The following is an 18,996-nucleotide window of genomic DNA, read 5'->3' as shown; positions in this document are numbered from 1 at the left end:
GCCGCGCAGCGATGCGGCCGATCCCTTGCCCACATCGCCATAGCCGCAGACCACGGCGACCTTGCCCGCCATCATCGTGTCGGTGGCGCGGCGGATGCCGTCGACGAGGCTTTCCTTGCAACCGTACTTGTTATCGAACTTCGACTTGGTGACGCTGTCGTTCACGTTGATCGCCGGGAACGGCAGCTGCCCCTTCTTGTGCAGATCGTAAAGACGATGCACGCCCGTCGTGGTTTCTTCCGAAACGCCCTTGATGGCCTCGCGCGTCTTGGTGAACCAGCCGGGGCTTTGCGCCATGCGCTTCTTGATCTGCGCAAAGATCGCCTCTTCCTCTTCCGAGGTCGGTGTCTCGATCAGGTCGGTTTCCCCCGCCTCGACCCGCGCGCCGAGCAGCACATAGAGCGTGGCATCGCCGCCATCGTCGAGGATCATGTTCGCGCCCTCGGGGAACATGAACGAACGGTCGAGATAGTCCCAATGCTCCGTCAGGGTCTGGCCCTTGACGGCAAAGACGGGCGTGCCGCCTGCCGCGATTGCCGCAGCGGCGTGGTCCTGGGTGGAGAAGATGTTGCACGAAGCCCAGCGCACGTCGGCACCCAGCGCTACCAGCGTCTCGATCAGAACGGCGGTCTGGATCGTCATATGGAGCGAGCCGACGATGCGCGCGCCCTTCAGCGGTTGGCTCTCGCCGTATTCTTCCCTGAGGGCCATCAGACCGGGCATCTCCGTCTCGGCGATCTCCAGTTCCTTACGGCCGTAGTCGGCCAGCGCAATGTCCTTGACGATGTAGTCACTCGGCATTCGCCGTACTCCTGCAATCAAAATGGTTGCAGGGGACTTAGCATCGTACCCGGGGGCGGGCAACGGCGTCTATCGGTTTAACTCGGGGTGCCCTTGACCGCTTCGGTCAGGCCGCCGGGGCGCCAGTTGGTGCCGCTGGCCATCACGCAGGAGACCCCGTCGGCGCGGGTCATCAGAATGGTCCAGGTCCCGTCGTCGGGCGAGGTCCAGACCTCGAACACCGAGGTGTCGGTCTGGAGGCCGCCGCCGGAAAACGCCTCGCCGAACGTGCCTTGCAGCTTGCTCACGACCGCGTCGCGTTCCGCGCAGTTCTGGGGTTCGGCCATCGCCACGCCGGTCACGGCGGCGAGGGCTGCAATGTTGGCGAGTATCAAGCGCATTTCGTGCTCCTGTCATGGGGCACCGCAACCGAGATGGTGCTGCCCGGAACGGTGACTGACCGTTGCACCCTCAAGCCGCGAGCGGCGCGAAAGTTCCCCCGCACGCCAATTGCGCCCGGCGCATGCCGCGCGCCGACGCCCTGTCGGGCCCTTGGCGGACACGCCTCAGAACGAGCGCGGCAGCCCCAGAACATGTTCCGCCACATGGCTGAGGATCAGGTTCGTCGAGATCGGCGCGACCCGGTAAAGCCGTGTTTCGCGGAACTTGCGTTCGACGTCGTATTCCTCGGCGAACCCGAACCCGCCATGGGTCTGAACACAGGTGTCGGCGGCTTTCCACGAGGCGTCGGCGGCCAGCATCTTGGCCATGTTGGCCTCCGTCCCGCAGGGCAGGCCCGCGTCGAACAGGCGGGCGGCCTCATGAACCATCAGTTCGGCCGCGCGCATCTGCACGTAGCATTCCGCGATGGGAAACTGGATGCCCTGATTCTGCCCGATCGGTCGGCCGAAGACCTCTCGCTCGGCGGCATAGCGCTTCATCTTATCGATGAACCACTTGGCATCGCCGATGCATTCCGATGCGATCAGGATGCGTTCCGCGTTCATGCCCGACAGGATGTAACGGAACCCGCGCCCCTCCTCGCCCACGAGGTTTTCCGCGGGCACGCGCAGCTCGTCGAAGAACACCTCGGTCGTGGAATGGTTCATCATCGCGCGGATGGGTTTTATCGTCAGCCCGTTGCCGCGCGCCGCGCGCATGTCCACCAGGAACACCGACAGCCCGTCGTACCGCTTGGCCACCTGATCGCGCGGGGTGGTGCGGGCCAGCAGCAACATCAGATCCGAATGCTCGGCGCGGCTGGTCCAGACCTTTTGGCCGTTGATGACGTAATGATCGCCCTCGCGCCGCGCGAAAGTCTTGATCGAGGTGGTGTCGGTGCCGCTGCCAGGCTCTGTCACGCCGAATGCCTGAAGCCGCAGATCGCCGCTTGCGATACCCGGCAGATAGCGCTGTTTCTGCGCATCGCTGCCGTGGCGCAACAGCGCGCCCATGATGTACATCTGCGCGTGGCAGGCCGCGCCGTTGCAGCCGTTCATCTGGACCTCTTCCAGAATTGCCGCCGCCGCCGACAGGGGCAGGCCGCTGCCGCCATATTCCTCGGGGATCAGCGCGGCCAGGAACCCGGCCTCCGTCAGCGCCCTGACGAACGCTTCGGGATAGGCGCTTTCGCGGTCCAGCTTGCGCCAGTATTCGCCGGGAAAATCGGCGCAAAGCGCGCGCACGGAATCGCGCATCGCGGTCAGGTCTTCGGCTGACTGGGTGTCCTGCGGCATCGTATCCTCATTGGTTCGGTCTGCATCCGGCACGACGCGGGTGCCCCGGATATGTCGGAGGTATGCGTCGCCGTGGCAGGCAGTTCAATATCCGTCCGCACGCGCAGCGGGCAGGGGATCGTCCGGGCGCCGCCCCCGGTTGACGACCGCATCGACCTGCGCGCGCGCCGCGGCAGTCAGGGTGGCACAATCGTTGCCGGGGGTCACCAAGTGAAAGCCCTGATCGGCCCGCATCGCCGCCGCCTGTCCCGACGAGCAGTAGATCCCCGCGATCTTGCCCGTCTCGCGGCAGGCGCCGAGTATGCGCGCGATAGCCTGCACCACGACGGTCTCCTCCGGTTCGGAACGCGGCCGCACGCCCAGCGCGAGGCACAGATCGTTGGGCCCGATGAAGATCCCGTTCAGCCCCTCCGTGGCAAGGATCGTCTCCAGGTTTTCCAGACCTTCGGCGGTTTCGATCATCGCGAGCGTCAGGATCTCGTCATTGGCATGGTCGAAGTAATCCGGGCCGCCATAAATCGGACCGCGGGACGGGCCGAAGGATCGTCCGCCGAGGGGGGGATACCGGCAGGCGTCGACGAATTGCCTGGCCTGCGCGGGGGTGGAGATCATCGGACAAATGATGCCGTAGGCACCCGCATCCAGAAGCTGCATGATCAGCGCCGGATCGTTGCGGGACACCCGCGCGAAGGGCAACGCCGGCGTGGAGGAGAGCACCTGGAAAAGCGACACGGCGGCCTGAAACCCGATCATGCCGTGTTGCAGATCCACCGTGACCGAATCGAAGCCCTGATGACCCATGATCTCCGCCGGGACGGAATGCGGGATTCCGAGCCACGCATTCACGGCCGTGCCCCCGGCCCTGCAGGTTTCCAGTACCGTATTTTTCCGCATCTTCGTATCCGCCTTTCGTTCTGAGCCTGCGCGCAGCGTCGCACCTCCGGCGGCAAAAGCCAATTCGCGGCGACATGCGGCACGCCGCTTGCCACAACCCCCCCGGGGGGTTATTGACGGACATGTCTCAAACCAAGCAGCACACCACCCACCCGGATTTGATCAAGCGTCTCAAACGTGCCGAGGGCCATTTGCGCCACGTCATCGGGATGCTGGAGGACGAACGCCCCTGCGCGGATATCGCGACCCAGATGCAGGCGGTCGAACGGGCGATCACCGCGGCCAAACGCACGTTGATACACGATCATATCGATCACTGCCTCGGCAGCGGCACCGACGCCTCATCTCAGGCCGCCGCGCGGGATTTGGCCGAATTGCGGCTCCTCGCAAAGCTTTTGTAGGGTTCGGACGATGCTGCGCATTCTCGCCCACAGGACATACCGCCACCTTTTCGCGGCCCAGGTCATCGCGCTGATCGGCACCGGGCTGGCGACGGTCGCGCTGGGGCTGCTCGCCTGGGATATCGCGGGCGCCGGGGCCGGGCTGGTGCTGGGCACCGCGCTGGCGATCAAGATGATCGCCTATGTGGTGCTGGCGCCGATCGCCTCGGCTTTCGCCGACCGGGTGCCGCGCCGGGCGATGCTGGTGTCGCTCGACCTGATCCGGGCAACGGTCGCGGTGGCACTGCCCTTCGTCACCGAGGTCTGGCAGATCTACGTTCTGATCTTTCTTCTGCAAGCGGCCTCGGCCGGGTTCACACCGACGTTTCAGGCCACCATCCCCGACGTGCTGCCGGACGAGGGCGACTATACCCGCGCGCTGTCCCTGTCGCGCCTGGCCTATGATCTGGAAAACCTGCTGAGCCCGATGCTGGCCGCGGCCCTGCTGACGATCGTCAGCTTTCCCGTGCTCTTCGCGGGGACGGTGGTGGGATTTCTGGCGTCGGCCGCGCTGGTGATGACAGTGGGCCTGCCCAGCCCCCAGCCTGTCGCGCGGCGCGGCGTGTGGGATCGCACATCACGCGGCATCCGGATCTACCTCGCGACGCCGCGTCTGCGCGGTCTGCTGGCCCTGAACCTAGCGGTGTCCGCCGCGGGCGCGATGGTGATCGTCAATACGGTGGTGATCGTGCAGGCAAGCCTGGGATTGGGCGAATTTCAGGTCGCGCTGGCGCTGGGGGCCTTTGGCGCCGGCTCGATGAGTGCGGCGCTGCTTTTGCCGCGCCTGCTGGACCGCATCCCGGACCGGCCACCGATGATCTGGGGTGCGGCCCTTCTGACACTGGGCATGGCCGCAGGGCCTTTTGCAGGCTCTTTTCCGACCCTTCTGGCGCTTTGGCTGGTCATGGGGTTCGGCAACAGCCTGACGATGACACCTGCCGGGCGACTCTTGCGCCGCTCCGCCCATGCCGAGGACCGGCCGGCGGTGTTCGCGGCCCAGTTCGCCCTGTCGCATGCCGGATGGCTGCTGACGTATCCGCTGGCCGGGCGGATCGGTGCCGCTTACGGAATGGATGCGGCCTTCGTCACCATGGCGGTGATCGGGGTGATCGGGGTGGCGGTGGCGTTTCGGGTCTGGCCCGGGTCGGAGCCATGCATTCTGACGCACAGCCATCCGGGACTGGACCCCGCGCACCCGCACTTGCAGGAAAACGGCCACGGGCCGAACCATCGCCACGCGATCACCATCGACGATCTGCACCGCCACTGGCCGACGAACGGGTAGCCCCGGCATCGGCCCTGCGGATGCGTTTACTTTCGTCGGCCCGCTGGCTACGACATCAAAAAGGCGAGGAGACAGGCGGGATCATGGCATCGCAACCGAGGGCGTGGCAGAGGATGCTGTCAGGGCGCAGACTGGACCTGCTGGACCCGACGCCGATGGATATCGAGATCGAGGACATCGCCCACGGGCTGGCATTCGTCGCGCGCTGGAACGGCCAGACGAAGGGCGATTTCGCCTATTCGGTGGCCGAGCATTCGCTGCTGGTCGAGGTCATCTTTCGCCGCATCGCGCCCTCCGCCCCGGTGCGCTGGCGTCTGGCGGCCCTGCTGCACGACGCCCCGGAATATGTGATCGGGGACATGATATCGCCGGTCAAATCCGCCATCGGCACCGCCTACGGTCAGCTGGACGAGCGGCTGGCGGCGGCGGTGCATCTGCGGTTCGGCCTGCCCGCCGCATTGCCCAAGACGGTCAAGCGCCAGATCAAACGTGCCGACCGGCTGAGTGCCTGGCTCGAAGCGGTGCAGATCGCGGGCTTCGCCGCAGCGGAGGCCGATCGTTTCTTCGGCCGGCCCGCGCCCGGGCTGCTCGACGGGCTGGACATCGTGCTGCGCCCGCCGGTCGAGGTGCGGCGCGATTACACCGCGCGCCATGCGGCGCTGATGCGGGACCTTTAACTGCCTGATCGGCAGTTCGGGAAATTACTTGGGGCTGCGCTTGGCCAGGATGCGCTGCAAGGTGCGCCGGTGCATGTTCAGACGGCGCGCGGTCTCGCTGACATTGCGATCGCAAAGTTCATAGACGCGCTGGATATGTTCCCAGCGAACACGGTCGGCGGACATCGGGTTTTCCGGCGGCGGCGGCAGGTCGTGACCTGTCGCCAGCAGCGCGGCGGTGACGTCATTGGCGTCCGCCGGTTTGGAAAGGTAATCCGTCGCGCCGATCTTGACCGCGGTAACCGCCGTGGCAATGGCGCCATATCCCGTCAGCACCACGATCCGGCTGTCGGGCCTGGAGGCGCGCAGCGCCTCGACCACGTCAAGGCCGTTGCCATCCTCCAGCCGCAGGTCGATCACGGCATAGGCCGGCGGGCGGGCTGTCACGATGGCGGTGCCGCCCACCACGGAATCCGCGGTTTCGACCTCGAAGCCGCGCTTTTCCATGGCCCGCGCCAGCCGACGCAGGAAAGGCTCGTCATCGTCGACCAGCAAAAGCGACTTGTCTTCGCCTATCTCGCCGAAAGCGCGATCCTGCATGACGTCTCCCTCGAACCCGCAGATCATCAAAGGTTCTTACGGCGGAACGTGGTTCCCGTCAAACGCACAGGCCCGGTTTCACGCCGCGTCCGCGTCACGAAAACCTGCCCCGCCAGCCGTGATCGCGCCCTCATCCCAGAAAACAGGCGGTGCGGTCGGCGATTTCCTGAGCGCTTTCATCGCGATTGAAGAACTCGATGAAACCCTCGTCGGGCAGCATCAGATAGGTGAAGGTCGAATGATCCATCACATAGTTTTCCGCATCCCCGCCCGCGCCGCGTTGGGCGAAGACCCGATAGGCGGCGGCCGCCGCATCCACCTGCGCCTGCGTCCCCGTCAGGCCCAGCATGCGGGGGTGCATGTTGTCGGTGAATTCCCGGAGCACCTGCGGCGTGTCGCGCGCAGGGTCTATCGTGATGAACACCGGCTGCACCTCGATGCCCTGTTCGGCCAGCAGATCCACGGCATCGGCGTTGCGCACCGCATCCAGGGGGCAGACGTCGGGGCAGGAGGTATAGCCGAAATAGACCAGCGACGGCACCGTGATCACTTCTGCGTCGGTGACGGTCGCGCCATCTTCGTTCACCAATGTGAACGGCCCGCCGATGTCGCCCCCCGCAACCTGGGTTTCGCTGCAGGAGCCGAACCCGTAGGAACGCGGCCCGAAAAACAACAGGTAGCCCAGCGTGCCCAGCATCAGAACGATGAGGGCCGCCGCTGTCAGCGCATAAAGTCGACTCATCCGAGAATCCCGTAGTTGAAGACGGTCGTTGATCGTGTCCGGCCATGTTCGTAATAGTTGAGGCAAATTAGGATGTGACACTTGGCCTCTCCATGACAGATGCGGCGACGACACTGATCGGGCAACACGACCGGGGCGGCTGGGTGCGCTTGCGTACGTTGATCCTGTTGCGCTGGCTGGCGCTGGCCGGGCAGCTGGCGACGCTGACCGTGGCGGCGCTCTACCTCGATCTGATGCTGAACATCGGGCTGTGCCTGATGGCCATCGGCGCCTCTGTCGTCGCCAATCTGCTGGCGATGGTGGTCTATCCGGAAAACAAGCGGCTCAGCGATTGGGAAACCATGCTGACGCTGCTTTTCGACATTTCCCAGCTTTCGGTCCTGCTGTATCTGACCGGCGGTCTGAACAACCCGTTCGCGCTGCTGATCCTTGCGCCGGTGACGATTTCCGCCGCGGCGCTGCGGCTGCGCTTCACCGTGCTTCTGGGGTTGGCGGCCATCGCGCTGGTCAGCCTGCTTGCGTTATATCATCTGCCTCTGCGTGCCGAAGACGGCCTGATCCTGCGCCAGCCGCCGCTGTTCGTGCTGGGGTTCTGGCTGGCGATCGTCATCGGCATCGTATTCGAGGCCGGGTATGCCTGGCGTGTCACAAGCGAGATCCATTCGATGAGCCAGGCGCTGCTTGCCACGCAGATGGCCCTGTCGCGCGAACAGAAACTGACGGATCTGGGGGGCGTCGTGGCCGCCGCCGCGCATGAGCTGGGCACACCGCTGGCGACGATAAAGCTTGTCAGTTCGGAGCTGATCGAGGATCTCGCCGACCGGCCCGAGCTGCGCGAGGATGTGGAGCTGTTGCGCGAACAGGCCGACCGCTGCCGCGATATCCTGCGCTCGATGGGACGCGCCGGGAAAGAGGACCTGCACATGCGCCACGCGCCGCTTTCGGCCGTGGTGCGCGAATCCGCCGAGCCCCACAGCGGGCGCGGCAAGGTCCTGCATTTCGATTTTTCCGCCGCCGGAGAAGCCACGGAGGGGACCGATATCCCGCAGCGCACCCTGCCGCATCCTGTCATCCGCCGACGCCCCGAGATCATCCATGGGCTGCGCAACCTCGTTCAGAACGCGGTGGATTTCGCCAATGCCAATGTCTGGATCGACGGGCGCTGGGACGAGGAGCGCGTCAGCGTGCGCATCATCGATGACGGACCCGGCTTTGCCCCGCATCTGCTGGCCCGCATCGGCGACCCCTTCCTGGGCCGGAAACGCCCTGCCGGCGACGATGCCCGCCGACCCGGATACGAAGGCATGGGGCTGGGGCTGTTCATTGCCAAGACCCTGCTGGAACGCTCGGGCGCCGAGGTGTCCTTTGCCAACGCCAGCGACAGCGACAGCACGTCGGCGGGCCAGGCGGCCGACGATCCGCATCCCGCCAATGGTCCGCGCGCGCGCCCGGGCCGAAGCGGCGCGATCGTCGAAGTCGTCTGGCCGCGCGCCGCTGTCGCCCAGACCAGCCAGGACGCCAAGGCACCGCTGGGGGAAAACCAGCCGATCACCCGTTAGGCTCCGCATTAATCTGCCGTTAACTATACATGTGGCAAGAAGGCACCCGAAGCTTTGGGTGTTTTATGATCTTTCTGAATTTCATGCAGATTTTTGCCTTGGTCACGGGGGGTCTTGTGGCCACGGGCGTGTCGCTGTTCGCTGTGATCTGGCTGGAACGGCGGCGAATGTCGGTCAAGTCCGCCAGGCTTGCCTTTGACCCCACCTCGCCGGAAAAGTGCTTTCTGTTCGAGAATGAAACGCTGGTCGATTGTTCGACCCCGGGCAGGCAAATGCTTGCGTCGCTTGCCCGCGACCGGGCGGAGCGCGGGACGGAGTGGCAGCTGCTTCTCGCCGCGCTCGACAGGGACTTTCCGGGCGCTTCGGTCGCGCTGTGCGGGCTGCGTGACAGCCGCCCCGTGACCCTCACCCATGACACGGCGACCGACAGCCTGGCATTGCGCGCTTCGGTCCGGCACGGGCTGGTCTTCATCCATGTCAGGCGGTCCCGGCCCGACGATATGAGCGTATCCGTACCGCGGCAGGAATACGCGGATCTGAAACGGGACCGTGATCGCCTGCGCGAAACGCTGTCCGCCTGCCCCGTGCCGATCTGGAACGAAAACCCCGGCGACGGAACGATCCAATGGGCCAACGATGCCTACGGCACGCTGCTGCGCCGCGATGGCGAACGGGCCTATCAATGGCCCCTGCCGCGGATCTTTGAGGCCACGCCCGACACCGACGCACCGCTACGCGTGCGCCTGGGCGCGAGCGATGGCGGCGGCGCCTCCGGGGAGCTGTGGTTCGACCATCACCGGCGTGCGCTCGACAACACGACGATGAATTTCGCGATCCCCGTCACCGAGGCCGTGCGCGCGGACGCGGCCCTGCGCCGCTTTGTGGAGACACTGACCAAGACCTTTGCCCATCTTGCCACGGGGCTCGCCGTCTTCGATGCGCGGCGCGAACTGGTGCTGTTCAACCCGGCGCTGAGCGAGCTGACGACGCTGGACGCGACCTGGCTGGCGGGCCGGCCCTCGCTGACCGGCTTTCTGGACCGGCTGCGGGATCTTCAGCGCATCGCGGAGCCCAAGGATTACAGGGCATGGCGCCAGACCATGAGCACGCTGGAAGAAAACGCCGCCAGGGGCACCTATGAGGAAACCTGGTCGCTTTCCAACGGACAGACCTTCCGGGTGACGGGACGGCCCCACCCCGAAGGCGCCATCGCCTTCCTGTTCGAGGACATCACGCAGCAGATGCAGCGCAGCCGCAACCTGCGCGCCGGGCTGGAACTGTCGCATTCCATCCTCGACGGGCTCGAGGACGCGGTGGCGGTTTTCTCGTCGGTCGGGCAGCTGATCTTTTCCAACGAAGCCTGCGATCTTCTGTGGGGCGTATCCGACAGCGCCTCGGCCGACGCGGGCTCGATCATCACCGCCACACGGCATTGGGCCGGGTGCTGCCAGCCGACGCCGATCTGGGGCGAGCTGCGCGATTTCGTCTTCCTCAGATCCGAGCGCGCCGTCTGGCGGGGCGAGGTCCGGCAGCGGGACGATGCGCCGCTGTCGCTCGTGGTCACGCCCATCGCGGGCGGGCATACGATGGTCCGGTTCGCGACCCGCCGGGATGAGCACGCCGCCCGCCCGCCAAGGATCGCGGCGGTGCCGGACAGCGCATCGCCCGCAGTACCGGCGAAAATCGCCCTATAGCGCTTGCAGCCGTCCGGCCGACCGCTAAAAGTGTGCGGATGACGCCGGAATTCTCCACCACGCTGACGCTGCCGGACGCCACCGCGACGGATCGGCTGGCGCGTGGGCTGGCGCCGCATCTGCGGGCGGGCGACGCGCTGCTGCTCAGCGGCCCGATCGGGGCGGGCAAAAGCCATTTCGCGCGCGCTCTGATCCGCGACCGGCTTGCCGCGCTCGACCGCATGGAGGACGTGCCCTCGCCCACCTTCACGCTGGTCCAGGTGTACGATCTGGATGCGGTGGAGCTGTGGCATTGCGATCTATACCGGCTCGGCCACCCCGACGAGGCGCTGGAGCTGGGGCTGGAGGATGCCCTGCAAGACGCGATCTGCCTGATCGAATGGCCGGAGCGGCTGGGCAAGAGCCGCCCGCGCGACGCGCTGCACCTGGATTTGCAACCGCTGGACACGGGCCGTACGGCACGCCTTCGCGGCCCTGCCCGCTGGGCGCCCATCTTGGCGGCCGCGACGAAGGATGCGTTCCATGCCGCGCACTGATGCGATCGCCGCTTTTCTGGACCCGTTGGAATGGCGGGACGCAACGCGCGCCCCGCTGGCGGGCGATGCGTCGAACCGGCGCTACGACCGGCTGACGCTGGGCGATCGGCACGCGGTTCTGATGGATGCCGACCCGGACAAGGGCGAGGATGTAGCGCCCTTCGTGCGGATTGCGGATCACCTGCGCGCACAAGGCTTCAGCGCGCCGGAGATCCTTGCGCAGGATCAGCGCCACGGCCTGCTGTTGCTGGAGGATCTGGGCGACGCGCTGTTCGCGCGGGTGGCCGACACCGATCCGGGCCGGACGGAGACGCTTTATGCCGCCGCGGTGGATCTGCTGGCGGCGCTGCATCGCGCGCCGCTGCCCGATGCCGTTTCCGCCTATGATTTCGCCCTGATGGGGCGGCTTTCGGCCCTGTCGATGGTCTGGTACCGCGGCTTTGCGACCGAAACCGGCACCGATACCGAGACCGGCGCCGTCGGCACCGCCGAGGACGCGCAGCGGCTGGAGCAGGAGGTACGCGCGCTTTGCATGGCCCATTGCACCGGCCCCGAGGTTCTGGTGCTGCGCGATTTCCACGCCGAGAACCTGATCTGGATGCCCGAGCGGGAGGGCACGGCGCAGGTCGGCCTGCTGGATTTCCAGGATGCGATGCGCGGGCATCCCGCCTACGATCTGGTTTCGCTTCTGGGGGACGCGCGCCGCGACGTCGATCCCGCGCTGGCGGAACGGATGATGGTTCGCTACCTGGGCGCCACAGGCCTTGAGCCCGCGCAATTCCGCCGCGCCGCCGCCACGCTGGGCGCGCAGCGCAACCTGCGCATCCTTGGCGTCTTTGCGCGGTTGTGCGTGCGCGACGGCAAGGCACATTACGTCGATCTGATCCCGCGGGTCTGGTCTGTGCTGCAACGCGATCTGCAACACCCCGACCTGGCTTTGCTGAAAAACTCGGTCGAAGCCCACCTGCCGCCGCCCACGCCCGACATTCTGAACAGGCTGAAACAACAATGCGCGACCACCCCGACACCATCCTGATTTTTGCCGCGGGGCTGGGCACCCGCATGGGGGCGCTGACCCGGGACCGGCCGAAGCCCCTGATCGAGGTCGCGGGCCGCAGCCTGCTGGACCATGCGCTTGCGCTGGCCGATGCGGTCCCGCTGCGCCGCATCGTGGTCAATGCGCATTACCTGCCCGAACAGATCGTCGCGCATCTGGCGCCCCGTCCCGATATCGCCGTCTCGCTAGAAACGCCGACGCTGCTGGATACCGGCGGCGGCCTGCGCCATGCCGCGCCGCTGCTGGGCAGCGATACGGTCTACACCCTCAATTCCGACGCGGTCTGGACCGGCTCCAACCCGCTCAAGCTGCTTGCCGGCCATTGGGACCCCGACCGGATGGAGGCCCTGATGCTGATGCTGCCGCGCGCCTCCGCGACCGGCTACGTCGGGCGGGGCGATTTCATCATGAACGATGAAGGTCGGCTGACGCGCGGCCCCGGCGCGGTTTATTCCGGCGCCCAGATCATCCGCACCGATCTGCTGAACCAGATCGAGGAGCATTCCTTTTCGGTCAACCGCCTGTGGTCGCGGATGGAAGAGCGCGGCACGCTTTACGGGGTGATGCATCCCGGCGGATGGTGCGATGTCGGACGGCCCGAGGGCATCGCGCTGGCGCAATCGCTTCTGGCAGAACAGGCCGATGTTTGAACGCAGCGATCAGCCGCGCGTGTTTGGCGTGGCCCCGGGGTGCGATTTTCCCGCGGCGGTGGTCGAGGGGCTGCGCGCCCGGCTGGCCGGTGCCCCGCCCGAGGCCATGGCGCGGGTCGAGCTGTTCGTGAACACCCGCCGCATGGGGCGTCGGATCCGCGATCTATTCACCCAGGGTCCCGCCTGTTTCCTGCCCCGCATCCGGCTGGTCACCGATCTTGCCGCCGATCCGCGCGCGGTGGGTCTGCCGCCCGTGGTCCCCCCGCTGCGGCGGCGCCTGCAACTGGCGCAGCTGATCCGCCGTCTGCTGCAACAGGCCCCCGACCTGGCCCCGCAAACGGCGGTGTTCGAGCTTGCCGACAGCCTTGCGGGTTTGCTCGACGAAATGCAGGGCGAGGGCGTGGCCTTCGAGCGTCTGGCACAGCTGGACGTGGCGGGTCATTCGGCGCATTGGGAACGCAGCCTGAAATTCCTGTCGATCGTCGCGCAGTTCCTGGAGGTGCAGGATCAGCAGGATCTGGACCCCGAGGCGCGCCAACGCGCCGTGGTCGAACGCCTGATCGCCGCCTGGAACACGGCACCGCCCCGAAACCCCGTGATCGTCGCGGGGTCCACCGGATCGCGCGGGACCACCGCGTTGTTCATGGAACAGGTCGCGCGGCTGCCGCAGGGGGCGCTGATCCTGCCCGGATACGATTTCGACATGCCACCCGAAGCGTGGCAGAGCCTGTCGCACGGGCTGACCGCCGAGGATCACCCGCAGTACCGGTTCGTGCGTCTGATGGAACGGCTGGGCCTGCCGATGGCGGCGACACGGGAATGGCAGGGCGCCGCCCCCTGCCCGCCGCGCAACCGGCTGGTGTCGCTGGCGTTGCGCCCCGCGCCCGTCACCGACCAATGGCTGCGCGAGGGCCCTGCGCTGACCGAGCTGTCGCGCGCGATGCGCGACGTCGATCTGGTGGAGGCCGCCTCCCCGCGTGCGGAGGCGCTGGCCATCGCGCTGAGCCTGCGCAAGGCGTCCGAGGACGGCGTGTCGGCCGCGCTGATCACCCCCGATAGGATGCTGACCCGGCAGGTGACCGCCGCGCTGGATCGCTGGGGCATCCGGCCCGACGACAGCGCGGGGCTGCCATTGCAGCTATCGGCACCGGGGCGTTTCCTGCGCCATGTCGCGGGTCTGTTCGGGCAGCGGCTGACCGCCGAGGATCTGCTGACACTGCTCAAGCATCCGTTGACCCATTCCGCGCGCGAGGATCGTGGGCTCCATCTCTTGCTGACGCGTGAGCTGGAGCTGACCCTGCGCCGCAGGGGGCCGGTGTTTCCGACGGGCGCCGATCTGACCGCCTGGGCCGAAACCCGGTCAGAACCGCACGCACAGGTCTGGGCGCGCTGGCTGGCGGAGTTGCTGGACGGGCTGGAAACGGTCGCGGACCGGCCGCTTTCCGATCATCTGAACGAACATCTGCGGATCGCGGGCGGGCTCGCCGCCGGTCCGGGGATTTCGCCGGTGTTCGCGCTGGCAGATGCGCAGGACGGGCAGGCCGGCGAGCTTTGGGAAAAGGAGGCGGGCATCCGCGCGCGCGCCGTGATGCAGGCGCTTTGCACCGAGGCCGCGCATGGCGGCACCATGTCGCCGGGTGATTTCGGGCAGTTGCTGAACAAGGCCCTCAACGCCGAGGAGGTCCGCTCCGCCGTGGTGGCGCATCCCGGCATCATGATCTGGGGCACGCTGGAAGCCCGCGTGCAGGGCACCGAACTGGTAATCCTGGGAGGTCTCAACGATGGCGTCTGGCCAGATTTGCCGCCGCCCGACCCCTGGCTGAACCGCAGGATGCGCCACGATGCGGGGCTTTTGCTGCCTGACAGGCGGATCGGGCTGGCCGCGCATGATTTCCAGCAGGCGATCGCCGCGCCGCGCGTGATCCTGAGCCGCGCGATCCGAAACGCCGAGGCCGAAACCGTGCCCTCGCGCTGGCTGAACCGCCTGACGAACCTGATGGGCGGGCTCAAGCACCAGGAGGGTCCGCAGATCCTGGCAGACATGCGCGGGCGCGGCGATGCGCTGCTCGATCAGGTTCAACGGCTGGAAACCCCCGCGGCACGCCGCCCCCCGGCCCCGCGGCCCAGCCCGCGGCCCCCGGTCGCGGCGCGCCCCCGCAACCTCTCGGTCACCAGCATCCAGACGCTTATCCGCGACCCCTATGCGATCTATGCGCGGCATGTGCTGGGCCTCTACCCGCTGGACCCCCTGCGTCCCGAACCCGATGCAATGCTGCGCGGCACGGTCCTGCATGACGTTCTGCACGAGTTCATCGAAACCACGGCGGACGGGCTGCCCGCCGACGCCCGCGACCTGCTGATGCGGATTGCCGACCGGCATCTGGATGAAAAGGCGCCCTGGCCCACCACGCGGCGCATCTGGCGCGCGCGGCTGGCCAAGGTTGCGGGCTGGTTCCTGGACGGCGAGGCAAGGCGCCGCGAGATCGCGCGCCCGGGCATCCTCGAGCAAAAGCGCACGCTGGCGCTGACACCGCTTGATTTCAGCCTGACGGGCAAGGTCGATCGCATCGACCTGCGCCACGACGGCGGTGTGGTGATCTATGACTACAAGACCGGAAAACCGCCCACCGATCCGCAGATAACGCATTACGACAAGCAGTTGCTGCTGGAGGCCGCGATGGTCGAACTGGGCGCATTCGAGCAACTTGCAGGCCGCCCCGTGATCGAGGTGTGCCATTTGGGTCTGGGCGCCAACCCCGAGGAACGACGCCGCGAAATGGGCGCCGGAGAGGCCTTGCAGACCTGGGAAGAGCTCAAGGAGCTGATCGGAAAATACCAGAGTGCGACGCGCGGCTTTACCTCTCGCCGCGCGATGCAGAACAGGGCCGACGTGCGCGATTACGATCATCTGGCGCGTTTCGGCGAATGGGATGAAACCACACCTCCGACCCCGCGGGATGTCGGGCGATGATCCGCGACGACGCCACCGAGGCGCAGGTCCGGGCGGCCGCGCCCTATGACAGCACCTGGCTGTCGGCCAACGCCGGGTCGGGCAAGACCCGCGTGCTGACCGATCGGGTGGCGCGGCTGCTGCTGAAGGGTGTCCCGCCCGAGCGCATCCTGTGCCTGACCTATACCAAGGCCGCCGCGAGCGAGATGCAGAACCGCCTGTTCCGGCGTCTGGGCGAATGGGCCATGCTGGAAGACCGCGCCCTGGCGGCGGAGCTCGACACCCTGGGGGTGGAGGTGTCCGACAATTCCCCCACCGCGCGGCGCCATGCGCGCACCCTTTTCGCCCGCGCGATCGAGACGCCCGGCGGGCTCAAGATCCAGACGATTCACTCCTTCTGCGCGGCGCTGCTGCGACGCTTCCCGCTGGAGGCGGGCGTGTCGCCGCAATTCACGGAAATGGACGACCGGGCCGGCAAGATCCTGCGCGACGAGGTGTTGGAGGAACTGGCCGATGGCCCGCATGTGGGACTGGTCGACGGCATCGCGCGCCACCTGTCCGGCGACGATCCGGCGGATCTGCTGCAAGAGATCGCCGCGAACGCCGAGCTTTTCGCCCGACCGCTGGAACCGGCGGACCTGAAACAGGCGCTGGGGCTGGCGCGCGACGCCAATGCCGTGCAGGCCTGCGCCATCGCCTTCGACGGCGGCGAGGCCGACCTCTTGGCCACCGTCTGCCCGCTGCTGGACGGCGAATCGCCGACGATGAAGACACTGGCGCGAGCGCTGCGCGGGCTCGACATGACATCCCCCGGCCTGTCTGAGCATGAAGCGCTTTGCGCGCTGATGCTGCGCAAGGCCGATGACCTGCCCAAGCCTTCCTTGTTGACGAAAAACGCACGCAAGGCCCTGGGTCCGCTGGCCGATGAGGTGATGGCCCTGGCGCAGCGCGTGGCGGATGCGAAACTGCACCTTCAGGCAATCGACGCGGCGGAAAAGGCCCGTTGCCTCTGCGATTTCGCCCGGGTCTTCCTGCCCGAATACGAAGACCGCAAGCTGCGCCTCGGCTGGCTGGACTTCGACGACCTGATCCTGAAGGCGCGGCGCCTGCTGACCGATCCCTCGGTCGCGCAATGGGTCCTGTTCCGGCTGGACGGCGGTATCGATCATATTCTGGTGGACGAGGCGCAGGACACCTCGCCTGCCCAATGGGATGTCGTGCGCCTGCTGACGCAGGAATTCACCGCGGGCGTGGGCGCGCGGGCCGACACCGAACGCACGATTTTCGTGGTCGGCGACAAGAAGCAGTCGATCTATTCGTTTCAGGGCGCCGATCCCGCTGCCTTCGACCGGATGCGGGGGCATTTCGATCAGCAGCTTTCGCAGGTCGGCAAACGTCTGTTCCCGCGCGACCTGCTGTTTTCCTTTCGCTCCGCCACGCCGATCCTGCGCCTGGTGGATCAGGCCTTCAGCGGGGAGGCGGCGCAGGGCGTGGGCGGGGAAACCCACCACCGCGCGTTCCGGTCCGATCTGCCCGGTCGGGTCGATCTGTGGCCGGTCGTCGAAAAATCCGACACCCCCGAAGAGGCCCATTGGACCGACCCGGTCGACAGGCTCGGCGCGGATGATCCGAACGTGGTGCTGGCGCGCCGCATCGCGCAGCGGATCGGCGCGATGATCGGTACGCCCCTGCCCGACGGCAAGGGCGGCACGCGCCCGATCCGGGCCGGCGATTTCCTGATCCTGGTGCAGCGGCGCAGAGAGCTGTTTCACGAAATCATCCGGGCCGGCAAGGAACAGGGCCTGCCGATGGCGGGGTCGGACCGGCTGCGGCTGGGCGGCGAACTGGCGGTGCGCGATCTGTCCGCGCTGCTGGCGTTCCTCGCCACCAACGAGGACGATCTTTCGCTGGCGGCCGCGCTGCGCTCGCCCCTATTCGGCTGGGATGAGGCGCAGATCTACGATCTGGCGCAGGGGCGCGGCAAGAGCTACCTCTGGGCGCAGCTGCGCGCGCGGCATGACAGTTTTGCGCAGACGCTTGCCGTGCTTCAGGATCTGCGCGACAACACCGATTTCCTGCGGCCCTTCGACCTGCTGGAGCGGATACTCACGCGGCATGGCGGGCGGCAAAGGCTGCTGGCGCAGCTGGGCCCCGAGGCGCAGGACGGTATCGACGCGTTGCAGGCGCAGGCGCTGGCCTATGAGCGGTCTGACATTCCCAGCCTGACCGGATTTCTGGGGTGGCTGGCCTCGGACGATGTGGACATCAAGCGGCAGCTGGACAGCAATTCGGACCTGATCCGGGTGATGAGCGTTCACGGCGCCAAGGGCCTGGAAGCGCCGATCGTGATCCTGCCCGAGACACAGAAGCGCAAGAACGAGGTGCGCAACGAGATCCTGAAGCTCGACACGCAGGAAGGCCCGCCCGTGCCGGTGTGGAAGACGGGCAAGAATCAAAGCCCCCTGCCGATGACGACCTCGCGCGAGGCGCAGGAAAGGCGCCAGCTGGAAGAACGTATGCGGCTGCTTTACGTGGCGATCACACGGGCCGAACAATGGCTGATCGTGGCCGCCGCGGGCGATGTCGGCACCGGCCCGGAAAGCTGGTACAACATCGTGCAGGACGCCATGCAGCACGATGGCGCCGCCCCGCTGATCCACGACGGCGCGGCCGGCCTGCGCCTGCAATTCGGCCACTGGCCCGCTGATCCCCCCGCGGCCGCCGAACCCGGCACGCCGCCGACGGATCGGCCGGATGTTGGGGCGCGGCCCCTGCCCGCCTATGCCGTGACGCAGGCGGCGGTGCCGCCCCGTCCCGCCGCGCCGCTGTCGCCGTCGGAGCTTGGGGGGGCGAAGGCGCTGGCCGGCGAAGGCCAGGATGAGGCGACCGCCCTGCGGCGCGGCCGCTCGATCCACATGCTGCTGGAACTGCTGCCCGCGCTGCCGACCGAAGAACGCCATGATACCGGGATTGCGCTGCTGGCCGCCGGACCCGACCGGGCGCAGGACGATGAGGCCCGCGCCCTGCTGGCGGAGGCGGTCGGCGTGCTGGACGCGCCGCAGCTGGCCGCCCTTTTCCGCCCCGAAACGCTGGCAGAGGTCGAGGTGGCCGCCCGCCTGCCCGACGGCAGGCAGCTGCGCGGCATCGTCGATCGCCTGATCGTGACGCAGGAGGCGATCACCATCGTGGATTTCAAGACCAACCGCATGGTGCCCGAAACGCCCGACGCAGTGCCCGACGGGCTGTTGCGCCAGATGGGGGCCTATGCCTTTGCGCTTGGCGAGATCCATCCCGGTCGCCGCATCGAATGCGCCATCCTCTGGACCCGGAGCGCGCAGCTCATGCCGCTGCCGCGCCCGTTGCTGGAGCGCGCCCTTCAGGCGGCACTGGCGGAGGACGTGGCGCCTTGACCCTGTG

General features: G+C 67.2%; 16 protein-coding genes. 10 read left to right on the top strand and 6 right to left on the bottom strand.

Annotation, left to right across the window (positions count from 1 at the left end; translation table 11 throughout):
* The 4 genes from ACU0BR_RS11515 to ACU0BR_RS11500 form a co-directional block, all read right to left on the bottom strand.
* The coding region (locus ACU0BR_RS11515; protein WP_446156974.1) for an adenosylhomocysteinase at positions 1-801 on the bottom strand (801 nt) is incomplete at its 3' end.
* Between the two features lie 77 nt (positions 802-878).
* Positions 879-1,181 carry a hypothetical protein gene (locus ACU0BR_RS11510; protein ID WP_446156973.1) on the bottom strand — a complete coding sequence of 101 codons (303 nt, stop codon included), beginning with the start codon at positions 1,179-1,181 and terminating at the stop codon, positions 879-881.
* 165 nt (positions 1,182-1,346) lie between these two features.
* Positions 1,347-2,516, bottom strand: coding sequence for an acyl-CoA dehydrogenase family protein (locus tag ACU0BR_RS11505; protein WP_446156972.1), 1,170 nt, complete (start codon positions 2,514-2,516; stop codon positions 1,347-1,349).
* Positions 2,517-2,600: 84 nt separating this feature from the next.
* The gene (locus ACU0BR_RS11500) at positions 2,601-3,410 is read right to left on the bottom strand and encodes an HpcH/HpaI aldolase family protein (protein WP_446156971.1); all 810 of its coding nucleotides are present in this window, start codon (positions 3,408-3,410) and stop codon (positions 2,601-2,603) included.
* 122 nt (positions 3,411-3,532) lie between these two features.
* Here ACU0BR_RS11500 and ACU0BR_RS11495 point away from each other — a divergent pair, with 122 nt between their 5' ends.
* The 3 genes from ACU0BR_RS11495 to ACU0BR_RS11485 all read left to right on the top strand — a co-directional run bounded on the left by ACU0BR_RS11495 (position 3,533) and on the right by ACU0BR_RS11485 (position 5,812).
* On the top strand, positions 3,533-3,811 hold the full coding sequence (locus tag ACU0BR_RS11495) for a metal-sensing transcriptional repressor (RefSeq protein WP_446156970.1): 279 nt from the start codon (positions 3,533-3,535) through the stop codon (positions 3,809-3,811).
* 10 nt (positions 3,812-3,821) lie between these two features.
* A complete protein-coding gene (locus ACU0BR_RS11490) occupies positions 3,822-5,135 on the top strand; it encodes an MFS transporter (RefSeq protein ID WP_446156969.1) in 1,314 nt (437 codons plus the stop codon).
* A gap of 83 nt (positions 5,136-5,218) precedes the next feature.
* Complete coding sequence (locus tag ACU0BR_RS11485; RefSeq protein ID WP_446156968.1) at positions 5,219-5,812, top strand: YfbR-like 5'-deoxynucleotidase; 594 nt, start codon at positions 5,219-5,221, stop codon at positions 5,810-5,812.
* A gap of 24 nt (positions 5,813-5,836) precedes the next feature.
* On the opposite strand, the gene ACU0BR_RS11480 is transcribed toward ACU0BR_RS11485, so the two are convergent.
* The gene (locus ACU0BR_RS11480; protein WP_446156967.1) at positions 5,837-6,391 is read right to left on the bottom strand and encodes an ActR/PrrA/RegA family redox response regulator transcription factor; all 555 of its coding nucleotides are present in this window, start codon (positions 6,389-6,391) and stop codon (positions 5,837-5,839) included.
* Positions 6,392-6,521: 130 nt separating this feature from the next.
* Complete coding sequence (locus tag ACU0BR_RS11475) at positions 6,522-7,133, bottom strand: SCO family protein (RefSeq protein WP_446156966.1); 612 nt, start codon at positions 7,131-7,133, stop codon at positions 6,522-6,524.
* Between the two features lie 92 nt (positions 7,134-7,225).
* On the opposite strand from ACU0BR_RS11475, the gene regB reads away from it, so the two are divergent.
* The 7 genes from regB (at position 7,226) to addA (ending at position 18,989) form a co-directional block, all read left to right on the top strand.
* Positions 7,226-8,692, top strand: a complete 1,467-nt coding sequence (gene regB, locus ACU0BR_RS11470) for a sensor histidine kinase RegB (RefSeq protein WP_446156965.1) — start codon at positions 7,226-7,228, stop codon at positions 8,690-8,692.
* Positions 8,693-8,757: 65 nt separating this feature from the next.
* Positions 8,758-10,386 carry a PAS-domain containing protein gene (locus ACU0BR_RS11465; protein ID WP_446156964.1) on the top strand — a complete coding sequence of 543 codons (1,629 nt, stop codon included), beginning with the start codon at positions 8,758-8,760 and terminating at the stop codon, positions 10,384-10,386.
* Positions 10,387-10,424: 38 nt separating this feature from the next.
* Positions 10,425-10,922: a tRNA (adenosine(37)-N6)-threonylcarbamoyltransferase complex ATPase subunit type 1 TsaE gene (tsaE, locus tag ACU0BR_RS11460; protein ID WP_446156963.1), complete on the top strand. Its 498-nt coding sequence runs from the start codon at positions 10,425-10,427 to the stop codon at positions 10,920-10,922.
* Complete coding sequence (locus tag ACU0BR_RS11455) at positions 10,909-11,958, top strand: aminoglycoside phosphotransferase family protein (RefSeq protein WP_446156962.1); 1,050 nt, start codon at positions 10,909-10,911, stop codon at positions 11,956-11,958. The genes tsaE and ACU0BR_RS11455 overlap by 14 nt, the downstream gene beginning before the upstream one ends.
* Positions 11,931-12,629 (top strand): nucleotidyltransferase family protein, encoded by a 699-nt coding sequence (locus ACU0BR_RS11450; RefSeq protein WP_446156961.1) that lies wholly within the window; start codon positions 11,931-11,933, stop codon positions 12,627-12,629. The genes ACU0BR_RS11455 and ACU0BR_RS11450 overlap by 28 nt, the downstream gene beginning before the upstream one ends.
* Complete coding sequence (addB, locus tag ACU0BR_RS11445; RefSeq protein ID WP_446156960.1) at positions 12,622-15,600, top strand: double-strand break repair protein AddB; 2,979 nt, start codon at positions 12,622-12,624, stop codon at positions 15,598-15,600. The genes ACU0BR_RS11450 and addB overlap by 8 nt, the downstream gene beginning before the upstream one ends.
* A complete protein-coding gene (gene addA / locus ACU0BR_RS11440) occupies positions 15,597-18,989 on the top strand; it encodes a double-strand break repair helicase AddA (RefSeq protein WP_446156959.1) in 3,393 nt (1,130 codons plus the stop codon). The genes addB and addA overlap by 4 nt, the downstream gene beginning before the upstream one ends.
* Positions 18,990-18,996: the final 7 nt, after the last annotated feature.

Source organism: Brevirhabdus sp., assembly GCF_052826345.1.
The sequence above is the reverse complement of the archived record's forward strand: the minus strand, read 5'-3'. Positions and strand labels throughout refer to the sequence as shown.